20 protein-coding genes are annotated in these 22,761 nt (G+C 43.3%); 14 read left to right on the forward strand and 6 right to left on the reverse strand.

Translation table 11 applies throughout. The features are described 5' to 3' along the window. Nucleotides 1-16: 16 nt before the first annotated feature. A complete protein-coding gene (locus tag I2G42_RS10095; RefSeq protein ID WP_117802694.1) occupies nucleotides 17-1,168 on the reverse strand; it encodes an ROK family transcriptional regulator in 1,152 nt (383 codons plus the stop codon). 513 nt (nucleotides 1,169-1,681) lie between these two features. Here I2G42_RS10095 and I2G42_RS10100 point away from each other — a divergent pair. Both I2G42_RS10100 and I2G42_RS10105 read left to right on the forward strand, forming a co-directional pair. After that, nucleotides 1,682-2,080: a Fur family transcriptional regulator gene (locus tag I2G42_RS10100; RefSeq protein WP_022462913.1), complete on the forward strand. Its 399-nt coding sequence runs from the start codon at nucleotides 1,682-1,684 to the stop codon at nucleotides 2,078-2,080. Nucleotides 2,081-2,250: 170 nt separating this feature from the next. Continuing rightward, nucleotides 2,251-2,796 carry an NADH peroxidase gene (locus I2G42_RS10105; RefSeq protein WP_022462914.1) on the forward strand — a complete coding sequence of 182 codons (546 nt, stop codon included), beginning with the start codon at nucleotides 2,251-2,253 and terminating at the stop codon, nucleotides 2,794-2,796. 368 nt (nucleotides 2,797-3,164) lie between these two features. On the opposite strand, the gene I2G42_RS10110 is transcribed toward I2G42_RS10105, so the two are convergent. After that, complete coding sequence (locus tag I2G42_RS10110) at nucleotides 3,165-3,962, reverse strand: MBL fold metallo-hydrolase (protein WP_173830356.1); 798 nt, start codon at nucleotides 3,960-3,962, stop codon at nucleotides 3,165-3,167. A gap of 302 nt (nucleotides 3,963-4,264) precedes the next feature. On the opposite strand from I2G42_RS10110, the gene I2G42_RS10115 reads away from it, so the two are divergent. Continuing rightward, complete coding sequence (locus I2G42_RS10115) at nucleotides 4,265-5,980, forward strand: extracellular solute-binding protein (RefSeq protein ID WP_055222034.1); 1,716 nt, start codon at nucleotides 4,265-4,267, stop codon at nucleotides 5,978-5,980. A 537-nt stretch (nucleotides 5,981-6,517) separates the two neighbouring features. After that, the gene (locus I2G42_RS10120) at nucleotides 6,518-7,051 is read left to right on the forward strand and encodes a cob(I)yrinic acid a,c-diamide adenosyltransferase (protein ID WP_117510571.1); all 534 of its coding nucleotides are present in this window, start codon (nucleotides 6,518-6,520) and stop codon (nucleotides 7,049-7,051) included. A 179-nt stretch (nucleotides 7,052-7,230) separates the two neighbouring features. Here the strand turns inward: I2G42_RS10120 and I2G42_RS10125 are convergent, their stop codons facing one another. The 4 genes from I2G42_RS10125 to I2G42_RS10140 are packed head-to-tail and all read right to left on the reverse strand — an operon-like array spanning nucleotide 7,231 to nucleotide 10,261. Next, nucleotides 7,231-8,583, reverse strand: a complete 1,353-nt coding sequence (locus I2G42_RS10125) for an MATE family efflux transporter (protein WP_117761354.1) — start codon at nucleotides 8,581-8,583, stop codon at nucleotides 7,231-7,233. Nucleotides 8,584-8,601: 18 nt separating this feature from the next. Beyond that, on the reverse strand, nucleotides 8,602-9,000 hold the full coding sequence (locus I2G42_RS10130; RefSeq protein ID WP_022462917.1) for a DUF4234 domain-containing protein: 399 nt from the start codon (nucleotides 8,998-9,000) through the stop codon (nucleotides 8,602-8,604). Nucleotides 9,001-9,015: 15 nt separating this feature from the next. Then, nucleotides 9,016-9,480, reverse strand: coding sequence for a DUF2752 domain-containing protein (locus I2G42_RS10135; RefSeq protein WP_117761353.1), 465 nt, complete (start codon nucleotides 9,478-9,480; stop codon nucleotides 9,016-9,018). Beyond that, on the reverse strand, nucleotides 9,446-10,261 hold the full coding sequence (locus tag I2G42_RS10140; RefSeq protein WP_022462919.1) for a MurR/RpiR family transcriptional regulator: 816 nt from the start codon (nucleotides 10,259-10,261) through the stop codon (nucleotides 9,446-9,448). The genes I2G42_RS10135 and I2G42_RS10140 overlap by 35 nt, the downstream gene beginning before the upstream one ends. Nucleotides 10,262-10,503: 242 nt before the next feature. Here I2G42_RS10140 and nagA point away from each other — a divergent pair, with 242 nt between their 5' ends. The 10 genes from nagA to tnpA all read left to right on the forward strand — a co-directional run bounded on the left by nagA (nucleotide 10,504) and on the right by tnpA (nucleotide 22,565). Next, nucleotides 10,504-11,613, forward strand: coding sequence for an N-acetylglucosamine-6-phosphate deacetylase (gene nagA / locus I2G42_RS10145; RefSeq protein ID WP_055225779.1), 1,110 nt, complete (start codon nucleotides 10,504-10,506; stop codon nucleotides 11,611-11,613). Between the two features lie 34 nt (nucleotides 11,614-11,647). Then, entirely contained in the window at nucleotides 11,648-12,388 is a 741-nt protein-coding gene (nagB, locus tag I2G42_RS10150; RefSeq protein ID WP_117761352.1) for a glucosamine-6-phosphate deaminase, read from the forward strand. A gap of 475 nt (nucleotides 12,389-12,863) precedes the next feature. Next, nucleotides 12,864-14,846, forward strand: coding sequence for a methionine--tRNA ligase (gene metG / locus I2G42_RS10155; protein WP_195531012.1), 1,983 nt, complete (start codon nucleotides 12,864-12,866; stop codon nucleotides 14,844-14,846). Nucleotides 14,847-14,920: 74 nt separating this feature from the next. Then, the gene (locus I2G42_RS10160; RefSeq protein ID WP_207741876.1) at nucleotides 14,921-15,790 is read left to right on the forward strand and encodes a hypothetical protein; all 870 of its coding nucleotides are present in this window, start codon (nucleotides 14,921-14,923) and stop codon (nucleotides 15,788-15,790) included. 473 nt (nucleotides 15,791-16,263) lie between these two features. Continuing rightward, nucleotides 16,264-16,911, forward strand: a complete 648-nt coding sequence (locus I2G42_RS10165; RefSeq protein ID WP_195531014.1) for a helix-turn-helix domain-containing protein — start codon at nucleotides 16,264-16,266, stop codon at nucleotides 16,909-16,911. A 224-nt stretch (nucleotides 16,912-17,135) separates the two neighbouring features. After that, nucleotides 17,136-18,041, forward strand: a complete 906-nt coding sequence (locus I2G42_RS10170) for a hypothetical protein (RefSeq protein ID WP_195531015.1) — start codon at nucleotides 17,136-17,138, stop codon at nucleotides 18,039-18,041. A gap of 148 nt (nucleotides 18,042-18,189) precedes the next feature. Further along, a complete protein-coding gene (locus I2G42_RS10175) occupies nucleotides 18,190-18,423 on the forward strand; it encodes a hypothetical protein (protein WP_022461189.1) in 234 nt (77 codons plus the stop codon). Nucleotides 18,424-18,986: 563 nt separating this feature from the next. Then, nucleotides 18,987-20,783 (forward strand): helix-turn-helix domain-containing protein, encoded by a 1,797-nt coding sequence (locus I2G42_RS10180; RefSeq protein WP_195531016.1) that lies wholly within the window; start codon nucleotides 18,987-18,989, stop codon nucleotides 20,781-20,783. Between the two features lie 411 nt (nucleotides 20,784-21,194). After that, the gene (locus tag I2G42_RS10185) at nucleotides 21,195-21,935 is read left to right on the forward strand and encodes a hypothetical protein (protein ID WP_022461191.1); all 741 of its coding nucleotides are present in this window, start codon (nucleotides 21,195-21,197) and stop codon (nucleotides 21,933-21,935) included. 195 nt (nucleotides 21,936-22,130) lie between these two features. Continuing rightward, the gene (gene tnpA, locus I2G42_RS10190; RefSeq protein ID WP_441141677.1) at nucleotides 22,131-22,565 is read left to right on the forward strand and encodes an IS200/IS605 family transposase; all 435 of its coding nucleotides are present in this window, start codon (nucleotides 22,131-22,133) and stop codon (nucleotides 22,563-22,565) included. The last annotated feature ends 196 nt before the right edge of the window (nucleotides 22,566-22,761 follow it).

Genomic DNA, 22,761 nt, shown 5'->3' on the forward strand with positions numbered 1-22,761 from the left:
GGGACTTATTTCTGAGTTACAGGTCCAGCAGCTTAAAGGTGGAAATTCCGAGGAAGTTCCGGGAGCAGAGGCTGATTCCGCCCATGAGGACGGAGACATCCTGCAGGTGAGCCGGGAGGACGTGGAGGTACCAGCGGAGGCGGTTCTGGATTCCGGAGGTGATTTCGTCGATCAGACCTGGGATGTAGTTGGTGAAGGAGCTGTTGATGACGATGACGTCCGGGTTGAAGGTGTGGAGAACCGTGTTCAGGCTGATTCCGATGTAGTGGGTGAAATCCTGCATTACTTTGCGGGCGTTGGGGTTGCCTTCCTGGTAATACTGGATGAAGCGTTCGACGGAGACGTTTTCTAAGCCTTCGGCGGCGGCAAAATCGTTCAGGACGGAGGCTTCGGAGATGTACTGTTCGAGGCAGCCGTGGTTGCCGCAGGGGCAGGGCCGGCCATCGGGGAAGAGGATGGTGTGGCCGAATTCGCCGGCGTAGCCGTTCTGGCCGGTGTAGAGTTCGCCGTCAATGAGGATTCCCATGCCGACGCCTTCGTGGATGTTCAGGAAGATCATATTTTTAAAGTGCTCTGCGCAGGCGGCTTCGCCGATGACGGAGAGGTTGGCTTCATTTTCTACGATGACAGGGACCTGAAATTCTTCTTCGAGGTAGTTTTTCAGGTTGGAGTGTTTCAGATCGTAGTAGGGTGTGAATAAAACGAGGTCGTCGCAGACGACGCCGTAGATTCCGATGGAGATTCCGACGAGGCCGCACGGAGTCTTGGGGAGGTCGGATTTGGTTTTGTGGAGGAGGGAAATCAGGTATTCCTCCAGTGAGAGGGATGGATCAATCGGGTATTCTTTTACAGTACATGATTTTCCCTTCAGATCTCCGGTGAGAATGGTGATCTTTTTTACGCCGAGATCGACGGCGATGATGGAACCGCAGCGATTATTAAAAGTAAGCAGAATCGGTTTTCGACCCATGGAAGTTTTTTCGGCGCTGCCGAGTTCTATGACGAGCTGGCGGTCGAGCAGTTCCTGGACGATGGTGGATACGGTTGCTTTTGTCAGATGCAGCATTTTCGCCAGATCTGCGCGGGAAAGCGGCGGATGGTTGGCGATTGCCTCGAGAACCAGGGCGCGGTTCATGTCTCGTATATATTCCTGATTTCCGGTACTCATAAAAAATCCTCCATTCTGCCGCATTGGCTGTACATCAATCTTAACATAAATGAGAGAGAAATGACAGGGAAAATCGGGGATGGGCAATACGAATAGAAAAATTAACGGAGAAAAACGATTTCTAGACAGAGTAGAGAATAAGGGACAGAATTAGAAATAAAATATGTGATAAATACACAAAGAAAGTATAAAATAATTCTAAAAAATATACAGATTCACAGAAGATTCACTGCATGTTCATAATCTGTTCATAATTAATTGGTATAGTTATCTCAGTTCCAAAGGAACAGCGTGTATGCAATCACTACACAATTAAGATTTTTTCATAATAATAGCCCAGGCGCCGAGAGGTTCCTGGGCACTCCTCGTTTTTGGGGAATTTTTGATCTTGGGACAGACGGAAATCTGTGTAGACAGGGTAGTGATCTTTTTCTTGACTTTTGCGAGAAGCAGCCTTATAGTATAAATATAATAACAATTACTGTTATCGAAAGACACGAAAGGAAAAGAACTATGTCAACACTCAAGTATAGCAGACAAAGAGAAAGCATCAAAGTCTGCCTTCAGGGACGAAAGGATCACCCGACCGCAGATATGCTCTATACCGATGTACGGAAAGAATTTCCCAATATCAGTCTTGGCACAGTATACCGGAACCTGTCTCTTCTTTCTGAATTAGGAGAGATCAAGCGTCTTACAACAGGAGATGGCCCGGACCGGTTCGATGGAGATACTTCCACGCATCACCATTTCATTTGCAGAAAATGTCACTGCGTGACAGACCTTACAATGCGTGACATCAGCGAAATCAAGAACGTAGCAGCGGAAAATTTCAGAGGTACGATCGAAGATTACTCTGTGAATTTTTACGGCATCTGCGAGAACTGCAAAAATCACCCGGGGAACGTATAGCATCCCCAGGAAGAAAGAAAAAATTAAAAATAGGCATTGACAAAAATGGAAGCTTATGTTAAAGTAATATCAGTAACAGTTACTAATATCAAAAATAAAAAACTGTTATAAACCACAAAATTGGAAATGATAAAATTAAATACACAACAAAAAGAAAGGAAAGAAAGACTATGAAAAAATTTGTATGCAGCGTATGTGGATATGTTTATGAAGGAGCAGAAGCACCGGAAGTCTGTCCGATCTGTAAAGCGCCGAAAGAGAAATTTATCGAGCAGGGCGAGGATCTGACCTGGGCAGCAGAGCATGTAGTTGGCGTAGCATCCGATGTTCCGGAAGATATCAAAAAAGACCTGAGAGCCAATTTCGAGGGCGAGTGCTCTGAGGTTGGTATGTACCTGGCAATGTCCAGAGTAGCATTCCGCGAGGGATATCCGGAAGTAGGTCTGTACTATGAAAAAGCAGCTTACGAAGAAGCAGAGCACGCAGCAAAATTCGCAGAGCTTCTCGGCGAAGTCGTAACCGACAGCACCAAGAAAAATCTGCAGATGCGTGTAGAGGCAGAGAACGGAGCAACCGCTGGCAAAACAGATCTTGCAAAACGTGCTAAAGCCCTGAATCTCGATGCAATCCATGACACCGTGCATGAGATGGCAAGAGACGAAGCTAGACACGGAAAAGCATTCGCTGGTCTGCTGGCTAGATATTTCGGTAAATAAAAAATTTTTAGTAAAATAAATTTATTGAAGAGAGAATGGAGAAATCTGTTCTCTCTTTTTGTGCGTTTTTTCTGCATTTCCTATGTCTTTTTCGTGTACAGCTGTCTTTTTGATAAATCCCAAGGAAGAAAATGTGCTTTTAATTTTAAATGAAGAGCAGTGTGAACAGGATATTTGCAACACAAAATGTCGGCAAATAATACCGATTTAATGCCGGAAATAATACAGTGCATGGGACATTAAGTAAAGAAAAGCTGATAAGCTGGGATTTTTATGATTTATTCACAGCTTATCAGCTAATACACATCAATTATTGAGACAGTTGTATATTGAACAGTGTTGAGAAAACATAATAGAGTAATCTGATTTTATTCTTCTATTCGTTTTTTGTCATAGCAGATAAAGGTATAAGTTCCATTATCTGCGAGAGGATGTGTTTCACCAGAAAAAACAAAATTGCGATCCGTAACATTTCCAGAACGAATATCCTGACATACTTTGAGCACATCTTCTAAAGTGGTTGGCTTGGAATCTCCATTTCCATGTGAGATCAGGACTCGGTCATATTTTCCGGCAATTTTTTTCTGTAGCGCTCGTAAATTTTTTTCATAGGAAGCAAGTCCCGTGGAAAATTTGTCAAACAGGAATAAAAATGGATTGCAGGCATCACCGAGAAGAATTGTCCGCTCTTCCGGAATCAGCATGACAACACTGCCCAGGGTATGACCGGGTAATTCATAAATAACAACATGAATTCCACCAAGCTCAAAAACATCACCTTCCTGCAGATTATGAAATTTTTCAAATGGAGCAGATGGTATCATATCTGTTTCTTTGATAAGCCCTTTTTCAGGACACAATCCTTTCGCGCCTTCCAGACGGAAGCCTTTTTCAGAATGAAGCTGATATACGGATTTATCCTTATGATTCAGATAAATTTCTTCAAATTCATTGGCGCCCATGGCGTGATCTACATGACCGTGGGTTATCAGGACTTTTAATGGCTTGTTAGTCAGGTTATGGATACAGTCTTTTAAACTATAGAATCCGCATCCAGTGTCGATTAGGACAGCTGCTTTGCTACCTTCAATCAGATACATAAATTCTGTGCAGAATCCATGAATTCTTGTAATGTGTTCTGAAATTTTTTCAGTTTTAAATTGCATAGTAGAACCCCCATTCTTTTTGCTTTAAATCTAAGTATAGCATAGAAATTAGTTGAAAAGTTGTTGAAAAACAGCAAAAACATAGGAATAAATTTATAAAAACACAGCATAGAAAATGTGTATGTGTCAAAAAACACAAAAAAATATAAAAACAAGATCAAAAATATCATATAAAACAAAAAGCATATTTGATATACTGAGATTATTCAAAATCATATGAGTTTGTAGAAACTGAAATTTGCAAATTAAAAAGGGAGAATTCTTATTGTCTAATATCAGACAGGGTTTTAAAGGAGGTTTTTATGAAACGAAAAATAATATCAGTGATGCTAACGGGCACTATGATCGCAGGAATGCTTACAGGCTGCGGTTCAGACAGTAGCAGTAAAAGCAGTTCAAGTGTAATTTCCGGGTCGTCAGAAACTGAAACGGAGACTACAGAAGCAGACGAAAGTGATGATAAGACACCAGTCACATTTGAATATTTCAATGCAGACGGCAAAAATGGAAATTGGGATAATCCGGTAGCAAAAGCGATCACAGAGGCGACAGGTGTTACGTTGGATGTCAGCTATCCGGTTGCATCGCAAGGAGATGCAAAAGAGGATGTTGCGTTGATGATTGCAAATGATGAATATCCGGATTTGATTTATGCAAAATCGAATGCAACGGATCTGTATGCAGCCGGTGCCTTAATTGATATGACAGATCTGATTGAAAAATATGGACCTAATATAAAAAAAATGTACGGAGATGAGCTGGAAAAATTACAGTGGAGTAAAGATGATCCGGGAATTTATCAGCTTTCTTATGCGGGTGTAAATCAGAAAACACTGACAACAGGAGGAACCTGCCAGATCCAGTGGGCTGCACTGAAAGAGAATGATTACAAATATCCAAAAACAATAGATGAATATGAAAAAATGATCAAGAGCTATTTGGCAGCTCATCCAAAGACAGAAGATGGTTTGGATATGATTGGAATTACTATGAGTGCAGCAGACTGGCATTGGCTGATTACACTGAGTAACCCGGCAGGCTTTATCGCAGATGCAGCGCCGGATAATGGACAGTGGCTGATTGATGATGACTATACAGTACATTTAAAAACGGTTACGCCGGAAGAAAAAGAGTATTTTAGATGGTTATGCCGTATGTACAATGAAGGAATTCTGGATCCGAATTTTGCAACACAGACGGATGATGACTATATTGCAAAGGTTGCCAGCGGCCGTGTTGTTGCCTTGACAGATTCAGAATGGCACTATAGTCAGTGTGAAACAGCATTGATGGCTGATGGAAAAGTAGATCAGACATATGTTGGACTGCCGGTAACCTTAAGAGAGGATCAGGTCTGCAAAGCTCTTTTGTATCAGGGAACAACGGTCGGATATGGAATGGCAATTACAAAAAGCTGTGAGGACCCAGTTCGTGCAATCAAATTCATGGATTATCTGTGCTCAGATGAAGGACAGATTTTATATCATTGGGGAATTGAAGGAGAAAATTATTTCCTGGACGAAAATGGAAAGCCGTATCGTACCGATGAAGAAGTTGCCAAAGCACAGTCAGATCCAGACTATCATAAGAACACAGGTATTGATAACTATACTGGATTTCCAATCTATGGAGCAGGTTCTTACACTGAGGACGGATTCCCGTATACTCCAACGACGAAAGAATCTGTGATTGCAAATTATAACGAAGCGGAAAAAGCCGGATGCGAGGCAATGGGAATCGAAATGCTGACAGATATGTTTCCGCAGCCAGAAGAATTTGAGCTTCTTCCATATTCTGCACTCTGGGCATATCAGCAGCCACAGGAACTGACCGAGCAGCAGAATACAATTTCGGATATTAGTTGGCCAGGGCTGGTAAAATGTGTTTCGGGTACGGAAGAGGAATTTGACGCAAATTGGGACAACCTGGTAAACGAACTGGAAGAAAATGGTCTGGCGGATACAGAGAAGGCTGTTACTGAATTTCTTGCTACGAAACTTGTGAATACTGATAAATGAAAAATCTAAATTTCCCGGCTATACTGGGAAGAATAGAGTAGTTGAAAACGTTAATGATTGCAATAAAAACGCCAAACTTCTATGCAGCAATGAAGTTGACACTGCAAGCTAAATTTACGTATAGAACAGGTACGAATTTTACATACAAGTCGCTGTATACCAGTGAACTGTAATCAGCTTTAGTCCGCGATTATGATAGCCTGGTTGATTTTTTACTTGAAGTGAGTATAATTAGGTAAGAACAGAAATGTTCTCGATGTAAGAGCATCGTTAAAAGTTGGACTGCAGATGGAGCAGGATAAATTTCCATCTATTTAGGTCCTTTAATAAGACATTGAGTCTGACAGCTTGGAGTAAGTTATAGTCCACGTGGGGGACTTAATGATTTCCATGCCGTTAAAGGTATCTTAACTGGATACCGAGGCTGACAACCAGCAGAAAACTCTTTACAAAAGATGTTCTTAGAGGAGTGTGGTTAAGTATCACACTCCTCGTTACATATGAGATATGGATAGTAAAAAAGAAAGGGATTTCAATATGGAAAAACAGACAGGCTGTGTCCACATCTACTGTGGGGATGGAAAAGGAAAGACGACTTGTGGTATGGGACTCTGCACGCGTGCGGCAGGGTATGGATACCGTGTTTTGATTTATCAGTTTATGAAAGATAACAGCACGAGCGAGCGGAAGGTGCTCTTACTGTCGCCGAATGTGACGTTTGTGCCGGGGCAGGACAAGATAAAGTTTTCGTTTCTGATGACACCGGAGGAGAAGGCAGAGCAGAAACGGTATTATGAAGAGCAGTTTCAGAAAGTGACAGAAAAAGCAGTTCGGGAAGAATACGATGTACTGTTTCTGGACGAGCTGGTTTATACGATTGGAAGCAAACTGTTTGATGAGCAGCTCCTTCTGGATTTTCTGGATCACAAGCCGGAGAAGCTGGAAGTGATTCTGACAGGGCAGGGACCATCGGAGGCGCTGATTGAGCGGGCGGACTATGTTTCGGAGCTGAAAAAAATCAAGCATCCGTTTGACAAGGGTCTTGCGGCAAGAGATGGAATCGAGCGGTAACGCTGAAAAAACAAGAAAAAAGATACTGTTTTGCGGGGAAGATGATTCCATGCAGAACAGTATCTTTTTCTTGATTTTGCGGGCAATGAACCAAAATCTGTGATGGAACAAGTTTCTGGTGATTGCCGCGATAACCTGAGAAGTATCTGGAAGCCGCTGTAAGACAGAAAATAACGTTATTATTTCGCACCGCGATCCGCAATCATTTTCGTGGATTTCTTCACGCAGTACAGACATGTCGGTGCGATATAGCAGCAGGCGGCGAGCCACGCAGCCTGATCCGCAAAGCAGATTGCGGTGAAGCCAAACGCACCGACAAATCCCAGGCAGACAATCGTTCGTGCCAGCATCTCCATTACGCCGGAGAAAACGGCTCTTCCCGAGTAGCCAAGTCCCTGCGTTACCATACGGCAGACATTCAAAATACCAAGCATCCAGTAGAAAAATCCGAGGCAGCGCAGATATTTTGCCGAAGCGTTGATTGCTTCAAAAGCAGAGCTGACAATAAAGAGCTTTGTCAGCGGCCGTCCGAACAGAATCATGATGACACCCGCAAACGCACCATAGCCGACACCGACAAGCACACCCTGGCGGAGTCCCTGATGGATTCGCTTTGACTGGCCGGCTCCGAGATTCTGACTGCAGAAGACGGAAGCCGCGGTACTGATCGCATCAAACGGGCACATCATAAACTGTTTGATTTTCATAGCAGCTGTGAACGCCGAAACATAAACACTGCCAAGTCCATTATTCGCTGACTGCATTACCATACTGCCGATTGCCGTGATCGAAAACTGCAGTCCCGTCGGAATGCCCATTGCGAGGAGTTCCTGCGCGGCATCCTTTCGCAGAGTGCGGTTTTCCTTTGTCGGAAGCAGGAGCTTTACCTTACGGGAAATAAAAAACAGACATAAAAGTCCGCTGATCGCCTGGGCGGAAATCGTCGCAATCGCCGCGCCTGCGCACCCCAGATGCAGAATGATAATACAGAACAGGTCGAGGAAAATATTCAGAATTGCCGAAAATGCCAGAAACAGAAACGGTGTGCGGCTGTCCCCGACGGCGCGCAGGATGCTGGAAAGATAATTGTACAGAATCGAAAACGGAATTCCGAGGAAAATCACAAGCTGATATGCGTAAGCATCCGCGAAAATATCGGACGGAACCGACAGCAGGTGCAGAATCGGTGCACAGAGTAAACTGCAGAGTGTGGTCAGAATGGCCGCAATCAGGACAGCAAGTGCAGCACCATTAAAAATATAATCGCGCATTTTATCAAGCTTTCCGGCGCCGAAATACTTGGCAACCGGGACACTGAATCCCGTGCAGCTTCCCATACAGAAGCCGAGCACCAGAAACTGTACACTGCTGCTTGCACCGACGCTGGCGAGTGCCTCCGGGCCAAGTGCCTGGCCGACAATCGCCGCATCAATGATGTTATACGTCTGCTGCAGCAGATTTCCGATGAGAAGCGGAAAGGCAAACGAGAGCATCAGCTTTACCGGATTTCCCTTTACCATAGATGTTGCCATAAAAAACGCCTCCCCTGCTTAATATGCACGTGAATTATAAACGAGCGCCGTCTTATTCAGGTTCTGGATCATGAAATAGTCGGCAACGAGCTGGCCAATTCCGCCGGTCAGGTAGCCGAGCAGCGTCCACAGAAGAATGGCGGAACCGTTTTCCTCAATCATCACACCGTAGCGGTCGTAGGATTCGCGGTACATGCGGTTCGCTTGTTTGTAACGCCAGTAAACGCCGTAAATTCCACAGGTAACCCAGGACAGAAGCAGCACGATAATGTAGTTTGGGCTGTCTTCGCCGTCACCGTAAAAGATGGTGTTCAGGTCTTCCACATAAACATACCAGAAGTAGATCGAGTAGAGTCCGCACGTCAGAAATGTGAGCAGAAGATAGAACCAGAAACTGCGGTTGTCTTTTACATTCATTTGTAAATACCCCCTTTAATTAAGATAGAACCATTGTAGCACGCGCCCGAGAGAAGGGTCAATAGAAAGGAGCGGGTCGTGGTAATAAATGCGCCAGGCATAAACGGCGAGAAGCAGCACGACAAGCACCGTAATGATCCCCTTTTTAAAACGCCGAAGTCCCGCCGTCTGTTCCGGCCCGAAGAAGAGCCATATCCCTGCGGGCAGTACGGCATAGACGAGCGGATGCATCCGAAATGCCGCCCGAAAATGACCGGAGAGCATTAACAGTACCGCGCGGCTCATTCCGCAGCCCGGGCAGGAAATGCCGGTGGAAAACCGGATCGGACAGCCGATGCCTGTGAGGGTGATGAAGGCGACGTAAACGCCGAGGAGCAGGCAGAAGAAAAAGAAATCGCGGCAGCGTTTCTTCAGAAAAGAAAGATACGCGCTGCCGCGGCCGGGATCACGTTTCATGGAGTTTGGTGACGGCGTATTCATATAAAGCCTCCTTGCGCTCGCTGTCGGTCGTGAGAAAATGCGAGTACAGAACGTCAATCATAACGAGAATCGGGAACTGCGGAGAGATTGCGCCGCCGTTTTTCAGATGCTCTTTGACCGCAAGCAGCAGGACTTCATCGCAGAAGGCATCGTAATCGCTGGAGCTGCGGGAAGTAAAGAGAATGGTAGAGGCTCCCTTTTCCTTTGCGGCTCCGAGCGCACGCAGCACCTCCGGTGTCTGTCCGCTGACGGTAATGCCGATTGCAGCGCAGCTCTCATTGAGCAGAACGGCATTCATTTTCATGATGTGAATGTCGGTAATTGCTTCAATATCCACGCCTGCAAGCATAAAACGCAGCTTCATTTCCTGGGCGGAAAGTCCGGAGCTTCCAAGACCGTAGACATACACCCGACGCTTCGAAGTGAGAATATGGCAGATGCGGTCAATCTGCGCGCGGTCGGCGAGCGAGTAGCTTTTATTCAGCAGCTCCTGATACGTATTCAGCACCTGTTTGATGTGATCGTCCGTGCCAGGCAGTGCGGCGTTCAGGCCTTCCTGGTAACGGTAGACAAATTCGCGGTAGCCCGTGTAGCCGCATTTTTTCGCAAAGCGGGAGAGCGAAGCCTCCGAAACATAGAGCAGTTCCGAAACGTGGCGCGCGGACAGATCCGACTCGTCGGTATTATGAATAAAAAAATCTGCTACCGTCCGTTCCAGGGGAGTGAACGAGGGATAGACAGACTCAATGACAGGAATAATCGATTTTTCAAAGTGTTCCATGGAACGTAAGTCCTCCTGGTATCTGTAAATATCTGAAAAAAATTCAGATCAGTTCTTGCTTTATTGTATCACAGGCAGAGTGGTGAATCAACTTTCAATTGTGTGTGAATTGCACGGGAAAGCGGGCGGAAAAATGGAAAGAACTTTAATGACGTGAAAGTAATTTCTAAAATATAAAAATAGTTGAAAATAAAATCAACATAAATTATAATCAGAACAGATCAAAGAAAGAAGGCAAGACAATGATTATCAAAAACGGACGCGTATTTCAGGAAGACGGAACGTTTGCGGAAAAAGATCTTTATATAGAAGGAAAACGTTTCGTTTCCACAAAAGAAGAAGTGATCGATCAGGAAGTGATCGATGCGAAAGGCATGATGGTTCTGCCGGGACTGGTTGACGTACACAGCCACGGCGCTGCCGGACATGATTTTTCAGACGGAGACGTGGAAGGTTTAAAAGAGATCCTGCGCTACGAGAAAGCGCACGGCATCACCTCTTACTGCCCGACATCCATGACACTGCCAAAAGACGATCTGCTGAAAATCTTCGGAACCATCGAAGCAATCAAAGATGAGCCGGAAGCAGAAGTGATCGCCGGCGTCAACATGGAAGGACCGTTCATCGATCCGATCAAAAAAGGCGCACAGGCAGAGGAGAACATCGTGGCTCCGAACGCTGAGTTCTTCCGCGCATGCAATGCGGCGAGCGGCGGAAAAATCCGTCTCGTGACACTGGCCCCGAACATGCCAGGTTCTCTGGAATTTATCAAAGAAGTTTCCGATGAAGTCATGGTTTCCATTGGCCACACCACAGCAGATTATGACACGGCGCTGGCAGCCATGAAAGCAGGTGCACACCATGTCACCCATCTGTACAACGCAATGCCGCCGTTCGCACACCGCAACCCAGGTGTCATCGGCGCAGCATTTGACGATTCGGAGTGCCGCATGGAGCTGATCTGCGACGGCTATCACATTCACGGTGCTGTTGTCCGCGCGACCTTCTCCATGATGGGAAGTGAGCGCATGGTTCTCATCAGCGATTCCATGATGGCAACAGGAATGCCAAACGGAACGTATTCCCTCGGGGGACAGGCTGTCTGGATGAAAGACGGAAAAGCAACCCTGACCGACGGTGAGACCATCGCGGGTTCCGCTACGAACCTGTACGACTGCATGAGAAAAGCAGTTTCGTTTGATATTCCGCTGGCAGATGCCATTTTTGCGGCAACAAGAAATCCGGCACAGAGCATCGGTATCTACGATGAAGTAGGATCCATTGCACCGGGCAAAAAAGCGCATGTACTTCTGGTAGACGACGAACTGAACCTGAAACAGGTTATTATGTAATTTATTATATAGAAGAAATTTGGAGGAAAAACAAATGTTATTAATTGAAGCAAAAGATTACAATGATATGAGCAGAAAAGCAGCAAACATCATCTCCGCGCAGGTGATCATGAAACCACACGCAGTGCTCGGCCTTGCAACCGGATCTACCCCGGTCGGCGCTTACAAACAGCTCGTTGAGTGGTACAACAAAGGCGACCTTGATTTCGCAAATGTCACCAGCGTAAACCTGGACGAGTACAAAGGACTCTCTCCGGAGAATGATCAGAGCTATCGTTACTTCATGAACACCAACCTGTTCAATCATGTCAACATCAACAAAGAGCGCACCTTCGTTCCGAACGGACTGGAGCCGGACAGCGAAAAAGCATGTGCAGCATACAACGAAATCATCCGCAGCGTCGGCGGCATTGACCTGCAGCTTCTTGGACTTGGAAACAACGGCCACATCGGATTCAACGAGCCGGGCGCAGCATTCGAGAAAGAGACACACTGCGTTGACCTGACCGAGAGCACCATTCAGGCAAATAAACGTTTCTTTGAAAAAGTAGAGGATGTTCCGACCCAGGCATACACCATGGGAATCAAGAACATCATGCAGGCGAGAAAAGTTCTGCTGATCGTCAGCGGCGAAGGAAAAGCAGAGATCCTCGACAAAGTTCTGTACGGACCGGTTACTCCGCAGGTTCCGGCTTCCATCCTGCAGCTTCACAACGATCTGACAGTTGTAGCAGATGAAGCAGCAATGTCTGTGATCAAAGCAAACCACAGATAATTGTTACGATGAATGAAAGGTCCGCCGAATGGGGAGAATATGAAAAAATCCCCGTACGGCGGGCTTTTTTGCGGTTTACAAATCCATGTAAATGTGTTAGCATAAAACTAGCGCACAAAAGCAGTGCATAAAATGAAAACACAGTGACGAAGAGAGTACATCTGCATTCGCAAATTTACAGAGAACACCCCCGAAAACCATTCCGGTTTTGCAGGCTGAGAGGGGAGGAGGAGCGGCAGATCGAACATGGCTTCCGAGAGGCGCACCGAACCGTGAGAACAACAATCTGAAACGGTAAGGCTGCGACAGGTTCCGCCTGTTACAGCGGAGAGGTATAGCACATGTACCTGCAGAGGTTTCTGCCGTGAGGCAGGGACGAAAAGAAGTGGTATCACGGGTAAACAAACCTGTCTTCTTCCGACTACAAGAGAGCGGAATAAGGCAGTTTTTTTATTTGAAAGGAGAAATGAAAGCAATGGAAAAAATCAGACCGAAATATTATATCACCACGGCGATTGCCTACACATCCGGCAAGCCGCACATTGGAAATACCTACGAGATCGTACTTGCAGACAGCATCGCCCGCTTCAAACGTCAGCAGGGCTACGATGTATTCTTCCAGACCGGAACCGATGAGCATGGCCAGAAGATCGAGCTGAAAGCAGAAGAGGCAGGTATCACGCCAAAAGAATTCGTAGACAACGTATCCACCGAGATCAAGAGAATCTGGGATCTGATGAATACGTCCTACGACAAATTCATCCGTACCACCGACGCCGATCACGAGGCACAGGTACAGAAAATCTTCAAAAAACTGTACGATCAGGGAGATATCTACAAAGGATATTATGAAGGTCTTTACTGTACACCGTGTGAATCCTTCTTCACCGAGTCCCAGCTCGTAGACGGAAAATGTCCGGACTGCGGACGCCCGGTTACACCGGCAAAAGAAGAGGCATATTTCTTCAAAATGAGCAAATATGCACCGAGACTGATCGATTATATCAACACCCATCCGGAGTTCATCCAGCCGGTTTCCAGAAAGAACGAGATGATGAACAACTTCCTTCTTCCGGGACTGCAGGATCTCTGTGTATCCAGAACCTCCTTCACCTGGGGAATCCCGGTATCCTTCGATCCGAAGCACGTTACCTACGTATGGCTGGACGCACTGACCAACTACATCACCGGAATCGGTTATGACTGTGACGGAAACAGCTCCGAGCAGTTCAACAAGCTGTGGCCGGCAGACCTGCATCTGATCGGAAAAGACATCATCCGTTTCCATACCATTTACTGGCCGATCTTCCTGATGGCACTCGATCTGCCGCTTCCGAAACAGGTATTTGGCCATCCGTGGCTGCTGCAGGGCGACGGCAAGATGAGTAAATCCAAAGGAAACGTGATCTACGCAGACGATCTGGTAGACCTGTTCGGCGTAGACGCTGTCCGCTACTTCGTTCTGCACGAGATGCCGTTTGAGAACGACGGTGTCATTACCTGGGAGCTGCTGGTTGAGCGTATGAATTCCGACCTTGCCAATACTCTTGGAAACCTGGTAAACCGTACCATCTCCATGAGCAACAAATACTTCGGCGGCGTTGTGACAAAGACCGGCGCAGCAGAAGAGGTGGATGATGATCTGAAAGCAGTCGTTACCGCAACAAAAGCAAAAGTTGCTGCAAAGATGGAAGAGCTGCGTGTGGCAGATGCGATGACAGAAATCTTTAGTCTGTTCAAACGCTGCAACAAATACATCGACGAGACGATGCCGTGGGCACTGGCAAAAGACGAGGCAAAGAAAGACCGTCTGGAAGAGGTTCTGTACAACCTGGTAGAGAGCATCACCATCGGCGCATGCCTTCTGGAGTCATTCATGCCGGAGACTACCGAGAAGATCCTGGCTCAGCTGAACGCAGAGAAACGCAGCTACGAAGAGCTCGATCAGTTCGGACTGTACGTATCGGGCAATAAAGTAACCGATCAGCCGCAGATCCTGTTCCAGAGACTCGATGTCAAAGAGGTTATGGAAAAAGTAGAAGTGATCCAGGCAAAACAGAAAGCTGCCATGGCTGCTGCATCCCAGGAAGAGGAAAAAGAAGAGGAAGCAGTGATTGACCTTGAGCCGAAGGAGGAAATTACCTTCGAAGATTTCGGAAAAATGCAGTTCCAGGTAGGTGAAATCATCTCTTGCGAGCCAGTGAAGAAATCGAAAAAACTCCTCTGCTTCCAGGTTAAAGTCGGAAGCCAGACAAGACAGATCGTCTCCGGAATCAAAGCATATTACAAACCGGAAGACACCATCGGAATGAAGGTTATGGTCCTGACCAACCTGAAACCGGCCAAACTGGCAGGAATGATGTCCGAAGGAATGCTGCTCTGCGCCGAGGACGCCGAAGGCAACGTATGCCTCATGACCCCGGAAAAAGCAATGCCGGCGGGTGCGGAGATCTGCTAATTGATTAAAAGAAAAATAGAGTAAATAGAGAAATCCCTTTCCATGCGTGATGTGTGGGGAGGGATTTTTTGCGTTTGAAAAAGTTAAGGAAAACGTCATATAAAGATTCTGAATCTTATGATAATATAATGATAAAGAGAGAATATTTGAACGGGTTTATCGAATATGACAACAGAAAGGAGGAGCGTTGTATGAGAAAAATGCGGACGTTATTTCTGGTTTTACTTTGTTGCGGACTGTCATTGTATGCGGGGGTATCTTATGTGAAGGCAGAGGAAAAGGTTCCTTCTGATTACGATGCTTATTTGCAGGAAACAGGGATGCCAGAGAATGAGATACAAAAGCTGGATGAGCATGTGAAGCAGTTTATCGTCGATGATTTAAAAAATGGGGATGGAAAATTTGAGTATATGAAAATCGATGTAGGAAAACAGGCGATGAATGGAAGAGAGGAAGATTTCGAATGGATTGAGTTCTATGCATCAGCCTTTCAAATTGGTTCGACGATTTATATTTATCCGACCTATGAATTTGCAGAGAACAAAAAACCCTGTGGAAACGACAGCTTTTCGTTTTTGTTGGGAGAGGCGATAAGACCGTATGAATTTGGCGGAACCTTATGGTATAAGGACAGAACAATGAGCGACTGGGAAGTCAGTGGGAATCTTATTGCAAACAATCAACAGCTAAATGGCGCCAGCTATTCCGGAAGCCAGCTGGGAACATCAAATTCTGCAATGAAATTTATGGGAACCACATATTGCCATGCTACAGTGGGGACTGGGGATGATAACAGAATTTTGATGGGGTATTCGTATCAGCCGAAGAAAGTAAGGGTTGAGTTATTTGGATGGGAGCTTTCAGGAAGGCAGATGATTTTTGTGCTGGCGGGCGGAATTGTTGTGGGGGTCGTATGGTGGAGAAAAAAGAAAGTTTTTGAATAAGTGTTGAATGTAAAGTGTAACTAAAAAGAAATACTATAATATAACTAAAAAGAATAAATTTATTATTGAAAGCTGATTAATAAGCGGATATAATAAGAATATGGGTGCTATCAAAACGGTAGGCGGTTAGTCCTTCGACAGGGGGACTGTGACCCTCTGATTACATAGAAACTCGAAAGAGAATCTTTTGAAAGGAGGGCTAAGCCAATGAGTATTATGGACTTTCTTGCAGTAATGAGCTTCGGCTTAACCTGCTTTAGTATCGGATATACGCTTGGCAAGGATAACAATAAGACACAAAAATAACCGCCATACAGTCTGACAAACGTTGCGGTTATTTTTGCAAACTATATCGGACTAACCGTCTATCGGTAGCACTCTTTTTCAATATCATAGTATCACGCTTTTGTGGAAATGTCAAAAGTTCTTTTTGCTTTGTTTTGAAAAAAGTTTGGATGAGGAGATGAAACCAGATGATCTATGCTTACGATAAATTATATCTTTCTGTTGCTCAAAAAAATCTTGCCTGCATGCTGGATTATATGGTGAATAATTTAAAATATCCATTGGAAACGGCATGGCAGTGGTTTTGCATGAGTAATACAGCATCGCGGTTTGAAAGAGGTGACTGCTCTATAGTGGCTGGAAGATCGGGAGTTGAGATTGCATATGAAGTATTAAGGGAAAATGGAAAACCACATCCGAAACAAACACCTTCATATTCCTACAATCGAAGCCCTGAATACTGGATCGGCTGGGCACTGGCCTATTATCAGTGGAGTACTAGTTTATCCTTTGCGGAAATAAATCAGGCCATCCCTGTAACTGAAGTACGAATGCTTTACACACCATACCATGAAATGGATATACGCCAGTTTGTAGACAAAATGAATGAATTATATCGTGAAGCAAAACCTGAGACAAATCTGAAAGAACTGCGTACTTTTGCAAATTTAAGTCAGAGTGAACTGGCACAGCAATCAGGCGTTTCAGTTCGGACTATTCAGCAGTACGAACAGCGGAGAAAAGATATTAATAAGGCGCAGACGGAAACGCTATTAAAGATTGCACGGGTATTAGTATGCAAGGTAGAAGATCTGGTGGAAAAAGTTCCGATGTAAGAAGAAAAATGAAAAAAAGCAGAGGCCATTTCCAATGAGGAGGTGAGCCTCTGTTTTTGCGTGTTGGAACTGGTAATCATTTGAAGAAGATAACAAGTTGCAATTAAAATAGTAACAAAAAAGAAAAGGAAAATATAGGAAAAGTGCTGCATTGTCTGGGAAAAGCGGGATCAGATATAATAAAGAAAAAAGGGAAGAGATGAAAAGGGAAAGGAGGGCGTTGCATGAAAAGAAAATTGGGAATATTTTGGGGACTGGTTGGTGCTGTTGCAGTATCAGCAATGAGTGTTTCTGCATCAACATTCGAAACATTGCCGGATTCCGGAGATTATGAAAAAATTGTGGCGCTTGCAGATGAAATTGTGTCTTCTACGAATGGCGGGCCTGTTTACGACCCGTTTTCAGAAGGGGTGACGGTCGATGATATTGATTTCGACAATGCGCTGAAAGAGTATATTGACACGCCGCTTTTTACTTCCGAGCTGCTTTCTGTTTCGGAAGTCGAAACGGCACTGGAAGAGAGTGATTATATCTGGATTGTTCCGATCAAAGCTTATGGTCATTTGTATGAGGCGTGCGCAGTGAGAGCTGATGGAGAGGATGGACAGCCGAGCGATGCGTGGCACATCAGCGGCACTCGAGGGTATGAAAATGACAATACACCTACCTATATCGAGCAGTTAAAGACTTCGCTTGCTGCAAATCCAGACGTTGCGTGGGAAGATTATCAGTTTCATCTGGTCGGTGGAGCAGATCCCATCCGTTTTCCGATCTGGATTGCAATGAATGAAAAAAGTGTAGAATATCTGATCCCGGGACGCGAAGATGCGGCAGGCTGTCTTACCGACAGTTCACGGGCGGAAAATAATACGAATGATATGTTTGTGAAGCGGACGGCATTTCCGGCATACAGCTATCCGTCGGTTGTAGCCGCTGTTGCAGATTCCACTTACATAGAGCTGGAAAATTCCCTCGGAGGAACTAGCTCGGTTCTTGATGTAGCGGCACAGCCGGGGAAATATCAGCATAAAATGATGTATCGTATGTTGATGACGGAGGGGGGAGTTTTAGCAGCGATCATAGTATTGGGAGTGGTAGTTAGAAGAAAAAGTAAGAGAGAAGATGCATGAAAATCCAACCTGCCTTGGCGTATGGAAAGAAGTCTTTTATATAAAGAAAAATGTAAGAAGAATTTTAAATAAAATCATAGATTTTCAGATAATTTAGGCGTAATATGAACTTACTAAAAGGTACGTGAACACAACAACAAGAGATAAATTGCCAGAAGAAACACAGAAGCAGAAAGAGGACGGCGATCTTTCCTATTTTGGAACAGGAGATACCTACACGGTAGACGATGACAACACAGAGGCTGGAATTTACATTTCCGCAGATGATAAGGCAGCGAAGGTAGACATCAACGTGCGGCAGTACATTTACCGTCCTATGATGGGAAATCATTCCGGTACGGTGGAAGTGTATGAGGAATCTGAGAGCCGAGAAGGGTATTAAAAGCAAAGGTTTTGCTAGAACATAGAAAAGTCTCAGTGAAAGTGAGGACAAAAAACATAGAAGAGATGAAAAAATAAATGGGAAAAGGGAAATTATGAAATTGGTGTGATGATTCGGAAAAAAAGAGGGCATAGTTGCAGAGCAAAGGAAGGCTTCGGTTTACGCTGGGGCCTTTTTTACGCCTAAGATAATCTTATACGTTTAAAAGAATGAAAAATTACACTTTTATTGAAAAAAAATGAAATACGTTGTTTTGTACAAAGAAAAGCACACAAATATGTATATAATTTCTCTTGTTGTTGCAAGAAATGAGAATTTATAATAGAAGGAATGATAATATTTGTAGTTTTGTCAAAATAAATCAAAATATAACCAAAAGTATTACGAGAAAATTATGAAATAGACAAAAAAATCGGGCAGTTGTTGTGGACGTTAAGAGAGAAGGAGTACGTACGCCAGATTTAGTTCAAGTTAGCAAAGAATTGATTAGTAAATATGTAGAAGAACGAGATATAATAAAAGTCAAAAAATATAACATATAAAAGAGGACTTATTGAGAAAAAATGAAACAAATGCAAGGAATTGGACAGCTACTGTGGAAACTACGAGAAAAAGAAGGAATACGCCAAAAACAATTATGCATGGGAATTTCTTCTTTGTCGAAATATGCAAGAATTGAAGCGGATCAGCAGGAAATAGATTTTTTCCTGATTGATCGAATTATGGGGCGATTAGGAAAATCAGTAGAGCGACTTACTTATATATTGCCGATGGATGTTTATAAAATTTATGAATTACGACAGGAAGTTCAACAAAAAATATGTCAAAGAAAATGGGAAGAAGCAGAACAATATCTGGATGAATATGAAAAGAACAAACGGGCAAAAGAACCATTGCATCGACAATTCATAGAACAGGAACGTGCGCAGATTGCGTGGCTGCGCGGAGAATCGGTAGAACTGGTTTGTGAGCATCTGGAAACGGCAATTCTACAAACAATGCCGGAGGCAGAAAACCAAAGAAAGACGGGAGTTTTAAGTGCTGAGGAATATAAATTACTTCTTTTTAGGTGGGAAGTCTGTCAAGAAACAGAACAAAAACGAGCCAAAGATGAAATTAAAGCGTTAGTAGAAGAAATTTTCCGAAAAAATTTTGAAAAGACAGAACGAGTAAAAATAATTCCGTACGCAGCACTTTTAATAAGTAAAGTGATAGAAGAGGGTGAAAATACTACATATATAAAAATGAGAACAGAAGAAGCGCTGGAAGCGTTAAGAGACGAAGGAAAGCTACTTTATATGCCGGAAATTTTAAGTCAGCATATACGAATTTTAGAGAAAGAACAGTCAAATGCGGATTTTATTGAAATATTACGTCAGGAACAAAAATGCATATTAGAGGTAGAACATGATTATAATGTGTCGTTTGAGAATTATCGTTTGTTTGAACATGTAATTCGGAATTTTGAGGTGGATGCCGAATTAATTCGAAGAACGAGAAGAGCATCCAAACTCACACAAGAATCGTTAAGTGAGGATATTTGCACACAGGAGACACTGGCGCGGATAGAAAACGGAAATCAGCAGCCGCGAAGTGAAAAGCTTTGGCAAATTATGGAAAAAATGGATAGAAATGGAAAAAGAATTGAGACAGGAATTCAGGTAGAAGAATATGAAATATTAGAATTAAAAATAGAATTTTCAAAATATATGCATCGTAAAGAATATGAGAAAGCGGAAAAAATACTTTTTGAGATTGAAAGTAAGATAGATCGTAGTGAGCCAGAAAACAAACAGTATGTAGAAGTTGGAAAAATACAATTAAAATATCATAAACATCTAGGCAATTCAGAAGAACTTGTACAGCAACTAAAAGCATTGTTAGAGATAACATTGAAATTTGAAGATGTATATAGAACAGAATATGTATTGAATCGCCAGGAAATCAGTGTTTTGACAGAAATAGCACTTATTTATTGGGGGAAAAAAGATTATCAAATGGCGTTGGAAATCTATCACTTTATAGACGACAGATATAGTGATAGCTGTATAAAGCCAGTATTTCATATGTTAGATTGGAATATGAATATAGCGAATTATGCAAGAGCACTGGATGAATTAAAATATTTTAAGGAGGCTATGTGCACATGTCAAAAAGCTGTTCAGCAGATGCTGTATGCAGGCAAGGGTGCATCTTTAGGATATTGCTTGATGATTCAGGCGTGCATTATGGAAGAAGAAGGAAAAGAAGTATGTAAAAAATATTTTAAACAAAACTTGAATCTGCTCAAGCTGTATAAAATGGATGCAGATTACAAGGTAATGAAAAATTATGTAGAGGAAAGAAATTTGTTAAATTAATGATCATTATCATTTGGAGGGAGTGGAGCTGAAGTTGTTGAAAATGGTGGAAATTTGGGTGCAGGAATAGTAATAGTTATATGAGAAAATATTAGGAAGATAAGTAATAATTTTTTGAATGTTTTTTTCATAGAAGATCTCGCTTTCGTTAAGTAAAATAATATATCTATAAAATATATGAAAAAAAATAAAAAGTTTATGATGTTAGATGGTTTTTTTATTTTCATTTAACATCATAAACTTTTTGGGCTTTTAAGTGTAATATAAGACTATAAAGAAATGTGAAAAACTGAATCCAGGCTTTAAATGAGCCTAGGCTAACAGGCAAAATGAAGGAAGGAGAAAAGTCCAATGCAGAAGAGAATTAATAGCAGTGATTAATTTTGCAAATCGAAAGAGAGGGAGTTATTTATGCAAGAAAGATTGAAAAATGCGTTAACAGCAATCGGCTTCTGTATGTTAGCTTTGGTGATGACTAGTGTATTTGCTACAACAGTAAAAGCAGAAACAAATGCAGAATTAAAAAACAGAGTGTATGAAGAGGTTTTAAACAATCACATCACGAATGAAAGTGACGTAATTAAGGTTGCAATTGAACAATATCAGGAAAAACAGATGAAGACCCGCGCCATTGATGCAAAGCCGGATGATTATTTGTCAATCACACAGGTAGTGGATGAAAATGGCAGCGAGCAGGATATTATTTCAACGGGTTTGTTGATTGTAGACGAGCATCAGCAAAGAGTAGCAATCACTGATATTGTAAGCAATACGGGGCAGCTTAGCCAGTACAGCATTTATGCAACCATGAAAGTATCCGTGACAAATGACCGTCAGGCATTAAAGGTACGAATTAATTGGTTTGAAACAACACTGAACTACGGAACCTCTATGAAAGCAAGTAGTTTAATGCAGACATCCAAATATTCACCAGAGGTGGGATTCCAGTATGATGATATTACAAAAACAATTTCAAATCCTGCTGGAGGAACCCCATATCACTATACTCCAAATAATACGCAGATGATTACATATTCGACTTTAGAGTGTGGACGGTCCTGTCGTTCGTATATTAAAGCTGGAACCTCAAGTTTGAATATTGCTTATTGTGTTATATCTTCAGCCCCGGGAGGCCGCTGGGAGAGAGCTTAAGCAAAACTCGATTATCAGAACAAGCGAACTAATTGAAAATAGACGCTCCCCTTGCGTTATAGATACTAGGGGAGCGTTTTTGAAAACTGCGCGTCGCATTCTCGTTACTTCAGTGATGAGTTAGACGCGCAAAATTCGCACCAAAAAAGGGAACAAATGTTTGATATATTCCTATGCATATGGTATACTATTTTTATGAAGAAAGATATGTTTACAATTAATAAAAATGGTCTTTCCTATGGTAGAGGATATGTGTACTCTCTGCAGTATCATCTGGTCTGGTGTACAAAGTACAGAAAAAAGGTTTTAAAAGACGGAATTGATGTGGAATGCAAAGAAATGCTGGAAAGTCTTGCACAGGAATATAAATTTCAAATCCTGGCTATGGAGGTTATGCCGGATCATATTCATCTGCTTGTAGATTGCAGACCACAGTTTTATATTTCAGACATGATCAAAATCATGAAGGGGAATCTTGCGCGCCAGATGTTCCTTTTGCATCCAGAGCTAAAGAAAGAGTTGTGGGGAGGACATTTGTGGAATCCGTCTTATTGTGCTGTAACGGTCAGTGACCGGAGCCGTGAACAGGTACTTGCTTACATAGAAGGTCAGAAGGAAAAATCCCGTTAAAACCCGGAGGAGAAAGCGAATGAAAATCATATCCAGTTATGGTGTTGAATTACGAAAACAGAATATTCCGATCCGCCAGACACTGGAGATTTACCGTTCTGCTGTCCGCTATCTGGTCAAAGTGTATGAATCTGTATGGGAAGAACTGGCCCAAATTGAGAACAGTAAGAAACGTTTCAATGCAGCGGAACATCTG

The sequence above is a fragment of the Fusicatenibacter saccharivorans genome, assembly GCF_015557635.1.
Classification (GTDB): Bacteria; Bacillota; Clostridia; order Lachnospirales; family Lachnospiraceae; genus Fusicatenibacter; species Fusicatenibacter saccharivorans.